Source organism: Nocardia seriolae NBRC 15557 (assembly GCF_007990715.1).
GTDB classification, from domain to species: Bacteria; Actinomycetota; Actinomycetes; order Mycobacteriales; family Mycobacteriaceae; genus Nocardia; species Nocardia seriolae.
Genome location: NZ_BJWY01000026.1, coordinates 25,104 through 40,417, shown reverse-complemented (window position 1 = coordinate 40,417; position 15,314 = coordinate 25,104). Strand labels below are relative to the sequence as shown.

The 15,314-nt window shown below is 68.5% G+C and carries 12 protein-coding genes and 1 pseudogene; 7 read left to right on the top strand and 6 right to left on the bottom strand.

Features of this window, described 5'->3' with window-relative positions:
- The first annotated feature begins 127 nt into the window (after window positions 1-127).
- Window positions 128-1,588: an MFS transporter gene (locus NS2_RS11105; protein ID WP_033087449.1), complete on the top strand. Its 1,461-nt coding sequence runs from the start codon at window positions 128-130 to the stop codon at window positions 1,586-1,588.
- Window positions 1,589-1,703: 115 nt separating this feature from the next.
- Here NS2_RS11105 and NS2_RS11100 read toward each other — a convergent pair whose 3' ends face one another.
- The 3 genes from NS2_RS11100 to NS2_RS11090 all read right to left on the bottom strand — a co-directional run bounded on the left by NS2_RS11100 (window position 1,704) and on the right by NS2_RS11090 (window position 5,283).
- Window positions 1,704-2,555 carry a TIGR02569 family protein gene (locus tag NS2_RS11100; protein ID WP_033087474.1) on the bottom strand — a complete coding sequence of 284 codons (852 nt, stop codon included), beginning with the start codon at window positions 2,553-2,555 and terminating at the stop codon, window positions 1,704-1,706.
- Window positions 2,556-2,734: 179 nt separating this feature from the next.
- A complete protein-coding gene (gene moeZ, locus NS2_RS11095; RefSeq protein ID WP_071343674.1) occupies window positions 2,735-3,919 on the bottom strand; it encodes an adenylyltransferase/sulfurtransferase MoeZ in 1,185 nt (394 codons plus the stop codon).
- A 161-nt stretch (window positions 3,920-4,080) separates the two neighbouring features.
- The gene (locus NS2_RS11090) at window positions 4,081-5,283 is read right to left on the bottom strand and encodes a DUF3152 domain-containing protein (RefSeq protein ID WP_147207153.1); all 1,203 of its coding nucleotides are present in this window, start codon (window positions 5,281-5,283) and stop codon (window positions 4,081-4,083) included.
- 194 nt (window positions 5,284-5,477) lie between these two features.
- Here NS2_RS11090 and fasR point away from each other — a divergent pair, with 194 nt between their 5' ends.
- Window positions 5,478-6,137 (top strand): HTH-type transcriptional activator FasR, encoded by a 660-nt coding sequence (gene fasR, locus NS2_RS11085; protein ID WP_033087447.1) that lies wholly within the window; start codon window positions 5,478-5,480, stop codon window positions 6,135-6,137.
- Between the two features lie 79 nt (window positions 6,138-6,216).
- Here fasR and NS2_RS11080 read toward each other — a convergent pair whose 3' ends face one another.
- Together NS2_RS11080 and NS2_RS11075 are read right to left on the bottom strand one after the other, a co-directional pair.
- Window positions 6,217-6,444 (bottom strand): DUF3107 domain-containing protein, encoded by a 228-nt coding sequence (locus NS2_RS11080; protein WP_033087446.1) that lies wholly within the window; start codon window positions 6,442-6,444, stop codon window positions 6,217-6,219.
- A gap of 123 nt (window positions 6,445-6,567) precedes the next feature.
- The gene (locus tag NS2_RS11075; RefSeq protein ID WP_033087445.1) at window positions 6,568-7,269 is read right to left on the bottom strand and encodes a ferritin-like fold-containing protein; all 702 of its coding nucleotides are present in this window, start codon (window positions 7,267-7,269) and stop codon (window positions 6,568-6,570) included.
- Between the two features lie 163 nt (window positions 7,270-7,432).
- On the opposite strand from NS2_RS11075, the gene NS2_RS11070 reads away from it, so the two are divergent.
- A complete protein-coding gene (locus NS2_RS11070) occupies window positions 7,433-8,557 on the top strand; it encodes an SGNH/GDSL hydrolase family protein (RefSeq protein WP_033087444.1) in 1,125 nt (374 codons plus the stop codon).
- An 18-nt stretch (window positions 8,558-8,575) separates the two neighbouring features.
- Here NS2_RS11070 and NS2_RS11065 read toward each other — a convergent pair whose 3' ends face one another.
- On the bottom strand, window positions 8,576-9,610 hold the full coding sequence (locus tag NS2_RS11065) for an alpha/beta fold hydrolase (protein WP_033087443.1): 1,035 nt from the start codon (window positions 9,608-9,610) through the stop codon (window positions 8,576-8,578).
- Window positions 9,611-10,020: 410 nt separating this feature from the next.
- Here NS2_RS11065 and NS2_RS36750 point away from each other — a divergent pair.
- The 4 genes and pseudogenes from NS2_RS36750 to NS2_RS11045 form a co-directional block, all read left to right on the top strand.
- Window positions 10,021-11,622 (top strand): annotated as a pseudogene (locus NS2_RS36750) (DEAD/DEAH box helicase); the annotation flags it as partial.
- Window positions 11,623-12,945: 1,323 nt separating this feature from the next.
- A complete protein-coding gene (locus tag NS2_RS11055) occupies window positions 12,946-14,193 on the top strand; it encodes an Rv3212 family protein (RefSeq protein ID WP_033087442.1) in 1,248 nt (415 codons plus the stop codon).
- Window positions 14,194-14,214: 21 nt separating this feature from the next.
- Window positions 14,215-14,832: an acid phosphatase gene (locus NS2_RS11050; protein ID WP_033087471.1), complete on the top strand. Its 618-nt coding sequence runs from the start codon at window positions 14,215-14,217 to the stop codon at window positions 14,830-14,832.
- Window positions 14,829-15,308, top strand: coding sequence for a GNAT family N-acetyltransferase (locus tag NS2_RS11045; protein WP_033087441.1), 480 nt, complete (start codon window positions 14,829-14,831; stop codon window positions 15,306-15,308). Before NS2_RS11050 ends, NS2_RS11045 begins: the two co-directional genes overlap by 4 nt.
- Window positions 15,309-15,314 lie beyond the last annotated feature (6 nt).

Sequence of the window (15,314 nt, the reverse complement as noted above, 5' to 3'; positions counted from 1 at the left end):
CTCCCGTCACCGAAAGCCATTCAGGCGTAAAGAGCTGTTCCTACGGTTGACGCGACCGCAACGGATCCCCTCCAGTACCGGGGACCGACGATGAGGGCGGTCGCGACAGCCGAGAGGACAGCTGCTCATGGCAACCGTAGTAGAGGCACCCGATACCGCCTTCAGTTATCAACGACGTGGGCGATGGATCGACCGCTGGGAACCGGATAACAATGAATTCTGGGAAAACGGGGGTAAACAGACCGCCCGCAAGAATCTGATCTTCTCGGTATTCGCCGAAAACCTCGGATTCAGCGTCTGGGTGCTGTGGGCCAGCGTGGTGACCGCCATGGGCTCGGCCGGATTCGCCTTCCTGGGCAAGAACAATCCCGACGCGGTGAACAACGCGCTGCTGCTCACCTCCACCCCGACCCTGGTCGGCGCGGCGCTGCGGGTGCCCTACACCTTCGCCATCCCGCGCTTCGGCGGGCGTGCGTTCACCGCCTTCAGCGCGGCCATGCTGCTGCTGCCCACGCTGGGCCTGGTGTACTTCATCAACCAGCCGGGCACCCCCATGTGGGTGTTCATGCTGCTGGCCGCGACCGCCGGTGTCGGCGGCGGCAGCTTCTCGTCGTCGATGGCCAATATCAACTTCTTCTTCCCCGAGGGCAAGAAGGGCGCCGCGCTGGGCATCAATGCCGCGGGCGGCAATCTCGGCGTGGCACAGACCCAGTTGTTCGTGCCGCTGCTGATCACCCTCGGCACGCACATCTTCGCCAAGAACCCGGGCGGCTACCGCTTCGGCATCACCCTCGCGGTGCTGGTGTGGATTCCGTTCATCCTGATCGCGCTGTTCGGCGCGCTGCGCTACATGGACTCGCTGCACGGCGCGAAATCCGATGGCAGCTCCTACAGGCTGGCCCTGAAGAACCATCACACCTGGGTGATGGCCATCCTCTACATCGGCACCTTCGGTTCCTTCATCGGCTTCTCCTTCGCCTTCCCGACCCTGCTCAAGGCCAACTTCCCGAGCCTGGCCAAGATCGGCTGGATGAGCACCCTGGGCAACCTGGCCTTCCTGGGCGCCCTGGTGGGTTCCTTCAGCCGCCCGTTCGGCGGGTGGATCGCCGACAAGCTCACCGGCGCGAAGATCACGGTGTACGTCTTCGGCGGCATGGCGGTGGCGACCGCGCTCATCGTGACGGCGCTGCACGCCAAGAACTTCCCGCTCTACCTGGCCTCGTTCCTGCTGCTGTTCGTGCTCACCGGCATCGGCAACGGCTCCACCTACCGGATGATTCCGTCGATCTTCGGCGCGGAGGCCCGGCGGCACGCCGCGGAAACCGAGCAGGACATCACGGTCGCCCTGGCTTCGGCGAAGCGACAGGCGGGCGCGGCCATCGGCGTCATCGGTGCGATCGGCGCGGCGGGCGGCTGGATCCTGCAGCAGGCGCTGCGGCTCTCGAACACCCACTACCACACCATGGTTCCGGCCTTCTGGGCGTACGCGGCCGCGTTCCTGGTCATGGGCGGGATCACCTGGTGGTTCTACCTGCGCTCCTCCTTCGCCGTCGGCCGGGCGCCCTCGCTGGCCCACGCCAGCGTCTGACGAAGGAACCGAAAGCTTTGGAAGCCACGCTCTTCCAAAGCTCCCCACCCCTCGGGGAGTAGAAAGGCCGCGCCGGATTCGTCGCCCGGCGCGGCCTTTCATTTCTCGTTTCCGATCAGAGCATCAGGCGGATCATGTCCGCGGTCCGGGACAGTCCCGGGAACGCCTCCGGTGTCGACCGCGGATGCAGGGCGTGCACCGCGAGCCGGAACATGACCGCCCGCACCAGCATCTGCGGCCATTCGGGCAGATCGGCCCAGCGCTCCAGCAGCCCGTCATCGGCGCCGCCCCAGGACAGCGCGTCCACCACGATGACCGCCGCGGCCCACGGCGCGGGCCGCCAGTACGGGGTGATATCGGTCAGGCCGGGCGCGAAATTGCCCGAGAACAGCACGGTTCCGAAGAGATCCCCGTGCACCAGCTGCGACGGCGTGGTCACCGGCTTGCGCAGGGTGGACAGCTGGGTGATCAAGATCAGGCTGCGGTCGCCGTCGGGCGAGGTCGAGGGCAGCAGGCCGCCCATCTTGAGCGTGCGCAGCGGAACCGCTTCCCACGCAGCACGATCCGCCGCGGCGAAGACATCCATATCCACCCACGGCGCGACCGGCTGCGCGGCCAGAAACCGTGGCCGCTCCAACTGAACCGTCACCTGGTGTAATCGCAGCGACAGCGACACCACTTCATCGTGCCGAGGCTCCGGCACCCCTTCGAGATAGGTGTCGGCCCGCCACCCGGATACGACGTATCGCCCATCGGTGGCCCGCACCGGCCGCGCCAGCCGGATCCCGTCCACCCGCAGCGTCTCGCGCACCTTGGCCGACCAGGCGGCCCGCGCGTGATCGGTCACCGGGCTGAGCACCACATCACCCAGCCGCCAGCCACCGTCCCAGTTCCCCAGCGGAACCGGCGCCTCCTCGCGCAACCCGAAGGTCGAGCGCACATGCTCGGGAGGTTCCACAGCAGTCATGGTCACGCGCGTACGCTACCGCTGTCCCGCCTCCCCGCGACTTAAGGCCAGACTGGGAGCCGTACGGAGTGTCGCACGCGCGTTGCGTTCGGGCATGTCCCCAATTTCGGACGTTCCCGATGAGTTACCCGGATCCTTCCGAAATCAGTTGTCACGTCCCGATCAATCAAGACCTTCGCTCAGTAGACCGGCAGGCTGGGGTCAACCTGGTTGGCCCAGGCGATGATTCCACCCTGCAGGTGGGTGGCGTCGGAGAAACCGGCGTTCTTCAGCGCCGCCAGGGCCTCCGCGGAACGGATTCCGGTCTTGCAGTGCAACACGATCGGGGTGTTCTGCGGGAGCTCGGCCAGGGCCTCGCCGGACAGGATGCGGTCCTTGGGAATCAGGGTCGCGCCGTCGATGCGGACGATGTCCCATTCGACCGGCTCGCGCACATCGACGATCGCCACATCCTTGCCCGCGTCGAGCATCTCCTTGAGTTCGCGGGCGGTGATGGTGGAACCGATCGCGGCGGCCTGGCCCTCCTCGGAGACCACGCCGCAGAAGGCGTCGTAGTCGATGAGTTCGATGATGGGCTGACGCTCCGGGTCGCGGCGCAGCTTGATGGTGCGGTAGCTCATGTCCAGTGCGTCGTAGACCATGAGACGGCCCAGCAGCGGGTCGCCGATGCCGGTGATCAGCTTGATGGCCTCGGTCACCATGATCGAGCCGATCGAGGCGCACAGCACGCCCAGTACGCCGCCCTCGGCGCAGGAGGGGACCATGCCCGGCGGCGGGGCCTCGGGGTAGAGATCGCGGTAGTTGATGCCGCGACCGTCGGGGGCGTCCTCCCAGAAGACCGAGACCTGACCCTCGAAGCGGTAGATCGAACCCCACACGTACGGCTTGCCCGCCAGCACGGCGGCATCGTTGACCAGGTAGCGGGTGGCGAAGTTGTCGGTGCCGTCCACGATCAGGTCGTACTGCGCGAACAGCTCGATCGCATTGTCGGGCTCGAGGCGAATCTTGTGCAGCTCCACATTGATTCCGGAATTGATCTCCAGAATCGAGTCCCGCGCGCTGTCGGCCTTGGAACGGCCGATATCGGACTGGCCGTGAATGATCTGGCGCTGCAAATTGGAGGCGTCGACCTCGTCGAACTCCACGATGCCGAGCGTGCCGACACCGGCCGCGGCCAGGTACAGCAGCGCCGGGGAGCCGAGCCCGCCCGCGCCGATCACCAGCACGCGCGCGTTCTTCAAACGTTTCTGCCCGTCGACCCCGAGGTCCGGGATGATCAGATGGCGGCTGTAGCGGGCGACCTCGTCGCGGGTCAGCTCCGCCGCCGGCTCCACCAGGGGCGGCAGGGAGGGATGCGATGACACGTCTTCGGACTCCTCAATCGAATTCGCCGGATACTCGCGGCCACTTCTGCAACACCGGGGCAGGCTGCGTTATTCCCCAAGACTAGCCGCGGGCGCGAGCGTGCCGGAGCGGGGCCGAAGCCCTGTCGGAAGGCCGAACACAAGGAACAGGCCGGGGAGTCTCAGCCCCGGGGGTAGGGCCAGGGGTTGAAGCGGCAGGACTTTCCGTCCATCGGCACCACGCCTTCGGGATCGAGCTTCGCGATGTCGTTGTTCTTGATCCCGAAGGTCTGCTGCATCATCACCGGGACCAGCCCGCCGTCGGTCTCGCACGGCTGGTGCTCGTGATAGCCGATGGCATGGCCCACTTCGTGATTGATCATGTACTGCCGGTAGGACCCGACATCCCCTTCGTCCGAGAGCGCCCCGCGCACCCAGCGCACCTGGGACAGCAGCACCCGGCCGAGATCGGCGTTGTAGCAGGAGGAGTCGACCGGGATTTCGAAACCGCAGGACTTGCGGGTGCTGTCGCGCGAGGTGAACGAGATGCGGAAGTCCGGATTGCCGGTGTCCACGCGATGGAAGGCGAAGCGCGGATCATGGGTCCAGGACTTGGGATTGGCCAGCGTCGCGTCGATCATCTTGCCGATGGCGTCGTCGCCGCCGAGGCTCGCGGTGTCCACTCCGTCCTCGACCTCGATGGTGTAGTTGAAGACGTGTTCGGAGCCGGTCCCGACCTGCCCGGTGGTGCCCGGCACCAGATGCCAGGTGCCCTTGCCGGTGTCGGTGTAGGGCCCGCCCGCGGGGACCGCGCCCGAGGGCAGATCCGCGGCGTACTTCCCGTCCCCCTTGGGCGCGCCGCCGATAATGCCGCTGGGCTTGTCGGTGTGCTCGCTGAGGCGGCCGAAGCCGGGCAGTCCGGCGGCGCTGTCGCCGGTGTGGCGCAGGGCGTCCACGGCCACCACGATGGTGATCACCAGCAGCACCGGCAGGGCGTAGGCGCGCCAGCCGTAGGTATTGACGAAGCGGCCGAGCGGGCTCTGCTTCTTGGCCTCGCGGTCGGGCCGGGGCCGGTTGGGGCCGTCGGCGGGCGGGGCGGTGGGATCCCAGCGGGCCCGCAGGGGCTGATGCGAGGAGACGGGCTGCGGAGGCGATACCGACGGGCCGGTCTGCGAAGTGCCGCTGTCGGAGTACAAACCGAGCGGATCGTAGATCGGCCCGGTGGGTCTTCCCCGTCGCGTGGATCCGGCGCTTCTCGGCACGCCGGCCCCCACGGGGCGGCGTGGATCGCGTCCGCCGGAATTGCTGCCCCCATGGTCGGTCACGCCTGACAGACTCTCACAGCGCGAGGCCGCGCACGCGGGCGCCGTCGGGACGGCTTCCATTGCTGCGAGATATCTCACGCTAATGCGGCAGATCTCACAAATCGGAACATGTGCTACACAGTTGTGATCGGCCTCGCATAATCGACGCCACAATATTCGGAACCTGGATCGGCACCGGCCCCCCGAGCGAGTATCGTTCGGGGGATACCGCCCGGTGACATCCTTCCCGCCGGGAATCAACTGGGAGATCGGAAATGACTGACCTCGTGGACCGGATGACTTCGCACCGTATGTCATCCGAGGCGACGAGCAAGCGCGGCACCCGCCTGCCCCGCGAGGCGCGCCGGGCGCAGCTACTCGCCGCAGCCAGCGAGGTCTTCGTGCACCGCGGCTATCACGCCTCGGGCATGGACGAGATCTCGCAGTGCGCCGGAGTGAGCAAACCGGTGCTCTACCAGCACTTCTCGAGCAAGCTCGAGCTGTACCTGGCGGTGCTGCAGAACTACGTCGACGCCCTGGTGTCGAGCGTGCGCCAGGCGCTGCGCTCCACCACCGACAACAAGCAGCGCGTGCGCGCCGCCGTGCAGGCCTACTTCGACTTCGTCGATCACGAAACCCAGGGCTTCCGGCTGGTTTTCGAATCCGATCTGACCAATGAGCCGCAGGTGCAGCGCCGGGTCGAGCAGGCCACCGAGGCGTGCGTGGACGCGGTCTTCGACCTGGTGGCCCACGATTCCGGCCTCGAGCCCTACCGCGCCCGCGTGCTCGCCGTCGGACTCGTCGGCGCGAGCCAGCTCAGCGCGCGCTACTGGCTCGAAGCCGACCGCCCGATTCCGAAGGACGACGCCGTCGACACCACGGTCGCGCTGTGCTGGGGCGGCCTCAAGCACGTGCCCCTGCACCCGATCGATTGAGAGATAAGCTCTCTCGCTGAATCAAAAGAATTGGCCCGCCGCCTCAGTCGGCGGGCCAATTCTTTTCGTTCGATCGAAACTAGACGGCGGCGAAGCCGACGCGGCCCGAGGAGGGCGTACCGATCTCCACGTAGGCTACCTTGGAAGCCTGGATCAGGAACTTGCGGCCCTTGTCGTCGGTCAGCGACACGACGCCGCCCTCGCCCTGGAGCGCGCCGGTGACGGCCGCCTCCACCTCGGCGGGGGTCTGCGAGCTGTTGATCACGAGCTCGCGCGGGCTATCCGAAATGCCGATCTTGACCTCCACGGCCAACCTCCGAACCTAGAGTCCTGTAGCTGTCTTTGATCAGGCTAGTGCAGGCGAGACGGCGTCCGACCGCCACCGCCTGCGCTGTCAGCGAACAGCGACCTCGGGCCGGACCGCGACACCTCAGGCCAGACCGAGCACCCGCATGCGCTCGGCGTGGCTGTTCTGCATGTGCTCGAACAGGGTCGCGATGCCGTTCAGGTCGCCGGTCGCGACCAGCACCAGCTCGGTGAGCTCGTCGCGCTGGGCCATCACGTACTGCGCCTGGGTGATGGCCTCGCCCAGCAGGCGGCGGCCCCACAGCGCGAGCCGGTCGCGCTCGGACCGGTTCTGCGCGACCGCGGTCCGCACCTCCTCGATCACGAACTCGGAGTGGCTGGTCTCGGCGAGCACATCGCGCACCACGTCGGCGACCTCGGGAGCCAGGGCGCCGGCGATCTCGGTGTAGAAGTCGGCGGCGATGCCGTCGCCGACATAGAACTTCACCATCGACTCCAGCCAGGTGGAGGGGTCGGTGGAGGCGTGGTAGGCGTCCAGCGCACGCACGAACGGGGCCATGGCGTCGAAGACGTCCACGCCGCGGTCGGCGAGAGCCTGCTCGAGGGTCTTGAAATGCTCGGACTCATTGCCCGCCATCTTGGCGACGGCCACCTTGCCGCGCAGCGTGGGCGACAGCTTCGCCTCTTCGGCGAGACGGTAGAAGGCGGAGATCTCACCGTAGGCGAGGACGGCGAACAGATCGGTGACGCCGGGGTGTTCAGCGGGGATACGGCCGTCGGAAGATTCCGACGCAGCGCCGAGCGCGGTGGACGAGTTTGCTCCCATGGGTCCCCACCCTAGCGGCAGAAAACGACCGGCATTCACCCATCGGCGACACGTCATGCGTCGTACGCTCGAATTGTTCGAAAGACCATGTGCCACTTAGTTATTCGTAGTACATACCGAGCGGCTCGGGGCATCGGTATCCGTCACCCTCGCGGAGTCACTCATGCCCACCGCAATCCAGAATCTCATCGTCCTCGGCGATTCCCTCTCCGACATCGGCATCAAGCGCGAATCCCCGGCCGGAATGTTCGCCCGCGCCGCCGGAATGATGCGCACCAATGAGGTGGGTCGCTACAGCGACGGCAAGAACTGGACCGACTACCTCGTCGAATGGATCGGCGGTCAACCGCTCATCCGCGCCAACAAGAAGGAGACCGAGGAGGCCACCGCACCGCACCGCAAACTCACCACCGACTCGATGGTCCTGGGCGCCACCGCCAATGCCCTGCAGTTCCCGGTGTTCTACGCCAATTACGCCGAGGGCGGCGCGGTCGCGGCCGACGACACCGAGGACAAGGGCGGCGCGCTCGGCCACCTGCGCGCCCAGGTCGAGAAGTACATCGCCGCCCGCCGGGAACTGCAGAAGAATCCCCCGCCCGCCGCGCGGGGCATGACCCAGGAGCAATTCCCGGGGCCGACCCTGCACATCATCTGGATCGGGCTCAACGATCTCATCACCGTCGCCCGGCCGGTCCCCGACGCCACCACCACCAAGCCCGGCACCGGAATCGGCCCGATGATCCGCGACATCTGCGAGCTGGTGAACCTGATCCCGAGTTCGCTGTCCACCAACCCGGCCCTCGAGCACTTCATGCTCATCGACCTGCCCAGCCCGATGGTGTCGGTTCGCTTCCAGGACAAGGCCTCCGACAAGGGCGAGGCCTCGGTGGAACAGGCGGTGAAGAACGTCGCGAAGTTCAACGACGCGCTGCAATACCTGGCCGGGCACTGGCCGTCACCCGGCCCGAAGGACGGGCCCGGCGCGACCCCGGCCAATATCAGCTTCGTGTCGATGGACCGGTTCATGCAGCACGTCTCGACCCACCAGCCGGCCTTCCAGCTCACGCCGCTGGCCCAGGACCACGGCCCGGTGCCGTACCTGGGCATGACCGACACGACTCCGCCCGCCATCCGGCGCGCGCTCACCACCAGCGACCTCGCGCACCCGACACAGGCGGTCTATCAGCTCATCGCGCGCGAGATCGTGGACGTCATGGTCCCGAAATACAGTGTGGGACGGCTCGATCGGCAGTCGTGGCCCGCGTTGCGGCCGTACCCGAACGCGTGATCGGGCAACGACGTTCGATCAGGCGAGGTCGCGCAGGAACTTGTCCAGATACGTCCACGTGGTGTCGCGGGCGATGAGAATGCCGAGGTGAGAACCGGGTGCGGTCTCGTACCGCACCTCCGCGGCACCGGTCAGCGTCTTCGTGCCGTGCTCGACGGCGGCGGCCGCGGTGATCACGTCGTTCGGCCCGCCGACCAGCAGCACCGGCTGGGTGATGTCGGCCAGCGCGACCTGTTGATCACCCAGGTGCACAACGCCCTTGCCGATGTCGTTGTTGAGAATGAAACGGCCCCACAGCTGGTTGTAGAACCGGCCCGGATAACCCGGCAGCGAGTTCTGGAACCGGTCGATGGTCTCCATTCGGGCCAGCGTCGCGGTATCCGACAGATTGCTCGCAATGAAGAAGGGCCGCTTGAGTTCCCGATCCCACGCGGTGGCGCGGTAGGCGAAGCGGGTCAACCGCGCCGAGACGCCGCCGACGGCGCGGATGGCGGCGGTCGCGGTGCGGCCGCCGTCGAGCCGGGCCAGGCTGCGCAGTTCGCGCGCGCCGATCATGTGGTCGTAGCTCAGCGGCGCGCCGACCGCGGTCACCGAGCGGATCGGCAGGGTCTGGTCGGCCGCGGCGGTCAGCAAGGCCAGGGTGCCGCCGATGGACCAGCCCACCAGATCCACCGGGCGGCCGCCGCGATCGGCCGACACCTGGCGGATGGCCTCGGGCAGGATGTCGTCGATCCAGGTCTCAAAGCCCATGCGGCGGTCCTCGAAGGTGATCTCGCCGTAGTCGACCAGATAGGGCGCACAGCCGGACTCCAGCAGGAACCGGGCCAGGCTCTGATCCGGGCGCAGGTCGAAGCAGAAGGCGGGCGCGGCCAGCGGCGGCACCAGCAGCACGGCCGGGTCGTCGTCCCCCGAGCCGTCGTAGCGGCGCAGTTCGCGGTGGGGTGTGTCCGACAGCACCGTCGACGGGGTCGGTTCGGGGGCCTCGATGCCATCCCCGAAGGTCAGGGCCCACAGATTCTGGGCGGCTTTTGTCACGGTGTCTGCCAAGCTCACGGCACAACCTTCGCAGATAGTGGTACACGGTGTATCACACATGTGAGCAACTCAACTGTCCGGCGCGTGACCGGCGCGGCCGCCCCCGACGAATTATGCTGCGCCACAATCATTAACGGCAATGCGAAACCGGAGATCAGCCCCGCGCGACCGTTGATAAGCACGCCCACCAGCACAATAACGCCGCACATTAGCGGTGGCGGAAAACAGGGCGAAGGACGTATCACGCTACAATCTCCGCGGACGCGGAAATTCCATGCCCGTAGTCCAATGGAAAATGTGCGCGCACTCCGATCCGCAGCACTGCACCGCCGCGCCAGGTCGACGCCCATCCACCGGAGAGGCATCCCGCAGCGGCGAGAAACGGATCAAGTGGTCGTCGCGGACCGACCGGGTCCGCCCCACGCCTCGTGCGCGCGAGACGCGATAAACGAGGAAAGGCAAGAACCCTGAGCAAGATCACCGTAGAGCAGGAACCTGGTGTCGCGGACACGCTGCTGACCGCCGAACTCGACGACACCCACCTGGCTCCCACCTTCGCCGAATTGGGCGTGCGGCCGGAAATCGTCCGGGCCCTCGCCGAGATCGGCATCGAACGCACCTTCGCCATTCAGGAACTCACCCTGCCGCTCGCGCTGGCCGGTGAGGATCTCATCGGCCAGGCCCGCACCGGTATGGGCAAGACCTTCGGCTTCGGCGTGCCGCTGCTGCACCGCATCGCCACCGGCGGCTCCGGCACCAAGGCGCTCGACGGCACGCCGCGCGCGCTGATCATCGTGCCGACCCGCGAGCTGTGCATGCAGGTCACCGAGGATCTGGAGAACGCCAGCAAGTACCTGGCCGACAACGGCGGCACCAAGGTGCGGGTCACCTCCATCTATGGCGGCCGCCCCTACAACTCGCAGATCGCCGCGCTGCGCGCCGGTGTCGACGTGGTCGTCGGCACTCCGGGCCGCCTGCTCGACCTGGCCCAGCAGAACCACCTGATCCTGGGCAAGGTGCAGGTGCTGGTCCTCGACGAGGCCGACGAGATGCTCGATCTGGGCTTCCTGCCCGATATCGAGCGCATTCTCAATATGGTTCCCGAGCAGCGCCAGACCATGCTGTTCTCGGCCACCATGCCGGGCCCGATCATCACCCTGGCCCGCACCTTCCTGAGCCGGCCGACCCACATCCGGGCCGAGGAGCATCACGAGTCCGCGGTGCACGACCGCATCGCGCAGTTCGTCTACCGGGCGCACGCACTGGACAAGAGCGAGCTGGTCGCCCGCATTCTGCAGGCCGAAACCCGCGGCGCGACAATGATTTTCGCGCGCACCAAGCGGACCGCGCAGAAGGTCGCCGACGATCTGGCCGAGCGCGGCTTCGCGGTCGGCGCGGTGCACGGCGACCTCGGGCAGATCGCCCGCGAGAAGGCGCTCAAGAAGTTCCGCGAGGGCAAGATCGACGTGCTGGTCGCCACCGACGTGGCCGCCCGCGGTATCGATATCGACGACGTCACCCACGTGGTCAACTACCAGTGCCCGGAGGACGAGAAGACCTACGTGCACCGCATCGGCCGCACCGGCCGCGCCGGCAAGACCGGTGTCGCGGTCACCCTGGTCGACTGGGACGAGCTGCACCGCTGGGCCTCCATCGACAAGGCCCTCGAGCTCGGCATCCCCGAACCGGTGGAGACCTACTCCCGCTCCCCGCACCTCTACGAGGAACTCGGCATCCCCGAGGGCGTGACCGGCATCGTGCGCAAGCGCAAGCCCGAACGTGACGAGGACGCCGTCGTCGTCGAGCGCGAGGCCCGCACCGCCCGCAGCCGCAACCGCCGCCGCACCCGCGGCGGCAAGGCCGAGGATGAGGCCACCACCGCGACCACGGTGACGGAATCCCCTGCCGCCGAAACGGACTCGACCGCCGACCCGGCGAAGTCCGGTCGCCGTCGTCGCCGCCGCCGTCGTGGCAAGGGTGGCGCCACCCCGGTCGAGGCCACGGCCGCTACCGCCACCGCCGAGGTTGCCGCCGAAAGCGACAGCGCGGCAGAGGATTCCGTCGCCGAGGACTCGGCCGATTCCTCGAACCGCCCCCGCCGCAGCCGCAATCGCACCCGCCGCGGCAGGGGTTCCGGCGACTCGGGCGCACCCGAAATCGCCGCCACCGGCCGGGAATCGGCCCCCGCCACCACGAACGGCGTGGCCGCCGGTGCCGACGGGACCGCCACGGCGCTCTTCTCGGACGCCCCGGCGCTCTTCTCGGATGCTCCGGCCCAGGCGGTCGTGGCCACCGCGCCCGCCGTGGCGAGCCCCGAGCCGACCACCACCGAGGCCGACGCGGCCGCGCCCCGCAAGCGCACCCGCCGCAGCGCCAAGGCGGCCGAATCCGCTTCGGCCGCAGACGCTTCGGCCACCGCCGAGAGCTCCACGGCCACCGCTGAAAGCGCCACGGTCACTGCCGAGAGCGCCTCGGCCACCGAGCCGGTCGCCGAGGAGGCACCGCGCAAGCGGACCCGTCGCGCCACCAAGGCCGCCGGATCCGAGACGGCCACGGGCGATTCGAGCGTCGCCGACGCTGCGGCACCGGCCGCCGAGGCCGTCGCCGAGGCACCGCGCAAGCGCGCACGGCGCAGCACCAAGGCCGAATCCGGTTCGGCCGCAGACGCTTCGGCCGCCGTGGTGACCACCGCGGACGCGGCGGAGATCGCCGCCGAGCCGGAAGCCGCCGTCGACGCACCGCGCAAGCGCACACGCCGCACCAAGGCCGAGGCAGCCGAGACGACTGCGAACGGTGCTGCCGCCGTGGCCGATTCGGCACCCGCCTCCGACGCGGTGTCCGAGGCGCCGCGCAAGCGCACGCGGCGCAGCACCAAGGCCGGAGCGGCCGAATCCGGTGCCACTGCTGAGGGGGCGGCCGTGGTCGCGGTGGAATCGGCTGCCGCCGGTGGCGATTCGGCCGAGCCGGTGCTGAGCACCCCGCGCAAGCGGACCCGCAAGGCCACGAGCGCCGAAGCCGAGCCGGCCGCGGCCCTCGAGTCCGGTGACGCGGACGCACCGAAGAAGGCCACGCGCAAGCGCACTGCCAAGGCCCTCGAGGCAGCCGCGGTGGACGGCACGGCCGGAGCCGATGCGGGCGCGCCCGCCGAGGCGCCGAAGAAGCGGACCCGTAAAGCCGCGAAGCCCGCGGTCGAGGCGGCCGAGTCCGGTGCTGCGGCAAACGGATCCGAGGCCGCCGCGGCGGCTCCGGTGAAGCGGACGCGGCGCAAGAAGGTCGAGGCGGAGGTCGTGGTCGCGGCTGACACCGCGGTCGCCGCCTCCGCGTAATCACCCGGATCGGCTACTCTCGCTGTCGTGCTCGCACCCGAGCGGCGGACGCGCGCCGATATTCTCACCGCTGTCGCGATCGCCGCTCTGGTGGCGATCGCGACAGCGGTCGTGGTGCTGACCAGTGGCGTGCGCGGCACGCACGCACAATCCGCCACCGTCGATCTGCCCGTGCCGAGTACCGGCGGGCCGGTGCCCGGCCAGGTCAGGGAGCTGTGGCAGCAGCCCGACGACGCGGCCATGCGCTCGCTGGTGGTGGGCGGGGTGGCCATCACCGCCGACGGCGGTGCCGTCACCGGGCGCGATCCCCGCACCGGCGAACAGGTTTGGAAGTACGAGCGGGATCTGCCGCTGTGCGCGGTGGAGGTCCAGTTCGGGACCGTCATCGCCACCTATCGGACCGAACCCGGCTTCAAGGAAGACCGCGGTTGCAGTCAGACCACACTGCTGAACGCCGAGCAGGGTTCCCGGGTCACCGCGCGCTCCAGCTACATGGACGACAAGATCACCCTGTGGCCGGACGGCACCTACGTGCTGGCGCTCGGCGCGAACCGGCTCGAGCTGTGGCGCTCGGATCTGGTCCGCACCCTCGAGTACGGCTACGTCGACGCCCCGGTCAATCCGCACACCCAGCCGCGCAGCGACTGCCGTCTGATCTCGGCCGGTTCCGCGCCCAGCCGGGTGGCGGTGCTGGAACGCTGCGGGAAGGACACCGCGGACCGGCTGTCCATCCTCAATCCCGCGCCCAAAGACGGCACCATGCCCGAGGACTACAGCTCGCACGTGCTCAACGAGCCCGGCGGCGCGGTGGACGGCGCGCGGGTGCTGGCGGTGTCCGACACCCGGGTCGCGCTCTACCTGCCGGGTACCCAGACCAGCCCGCCGGTGCTGACCATCTACGACGTCAGCGGCAATCTGCTTGCCACCCAACAGCTTTCGACCCCGCTCGCGGACGACGCCATGGTGGCGCGGCTGTCGACCGGCTTCTTCGTCTTCACCGGCGAGAACCTCATCGCCCTCAACCTCACCACCCTGGACCCGCTGTGGGGCACCCAGCACGTGCTCGGCACGCCCGCCATGATGGCCGGTCAGCTCATCGTCCCGGTCGCCGACGGCCTGGCCGTCCTGGATCAGAACACCGGCGCGCAGACCAGCCGAATCCCGTTGCAGCGCAGCGATTACCACAACGAGCCCATCTCGCTGGCGGTATCGGGTCAGACCTTCCTGGAGCGCCGCGGCGCCCGGCTCTACGGCGTCGGCGGCCCGGCCGCCTGACCGTCCGGCATGCTCAATGCCATGAGCGCTGGCGAGCACCGGCTGATATTGCTGCGACACGGGGAGACGGCCTGGTCGGCCGCGCGCCGCCACACCGGCCGCACCGACTGCGCGCTCACCGAGGCCGGCGAGGCGCAGGCCCGCGCCGCCGCAAAACTCCTGGCGGGCTTGAATTTGCGCGACCCGCTGATCCTCACCAGCCCTCGGGAGCGCGCGGTACGCACCGCCGAGCTGGCCGGGCTGCGCGGGGCCGTCATCGATGACGACCTCGTCGAATGGGACTACGGCGACTACGAGGGCCTCACCACGCCCGAGATCCAGCAGCGCTCCCCCGGCTGGACCATCTTCACCGGCGAGACCCCCGGCGGCGAGACCGCCGAGCAGGTCGGCAAGCGCGCCGACCACGTGCTGTCCAGGGTCGTCCCGGAACTGTCCGCCCGCGACGTGCTGCTGGTCGGCCACGGCCACTTCTCGCGCGTACTCATCGCCCGCTGGTGCGAATTCGAGGTGATCGAAGGCCGCCGGTTCTTCATGTCCACGGCCGCGGTTACGGTGCTGGGACATGATCACCAGGCGCGAACCGTGGTCCATCACAACCTGGTTCCGCCGCTCGACCCGCAGGAAGGTTCCGCCGCATGATCCGCCGCGCCACTCCCGCCGATCTCCCGGCACTCGTCGATCTGGTCTACGACCTGGCCGAATACGAGAAGCTGCGCGAGGAGTGCACGCTCACCGCGGAGCAGTTGCGAGAGGCGCTCTTCGGGCCGAAGCCGGCGCTGTACGCGCACGTGGCCGAGAACGATCGGGGCATCGTGGGCTGCGCGATCTGGTTCCTGAACTACTCCACCTGGAAGGGCGTGCACGGGATCTTCCTCGAGGATCTCTACGTCAAGCCCGAGGCCCGCGGCCACGGCCTGGGCAAGAGCCTGCTGGCCGCGCTGGCCCGCGAGTGCGTCGAGCAGGGCTACGCCCGCTTCGAGTGGTCGGTGCTGACCTGGAACACCCCGAGCATCGACTTCTACGAGTCGATCGGGGCGGTGAACCAGCACGAGTGGACCGGCTACCGGCTGGCCGGTCCGGCGCTGGCCCGGCTGGCGGCACACGCGGACGACTGACGACTC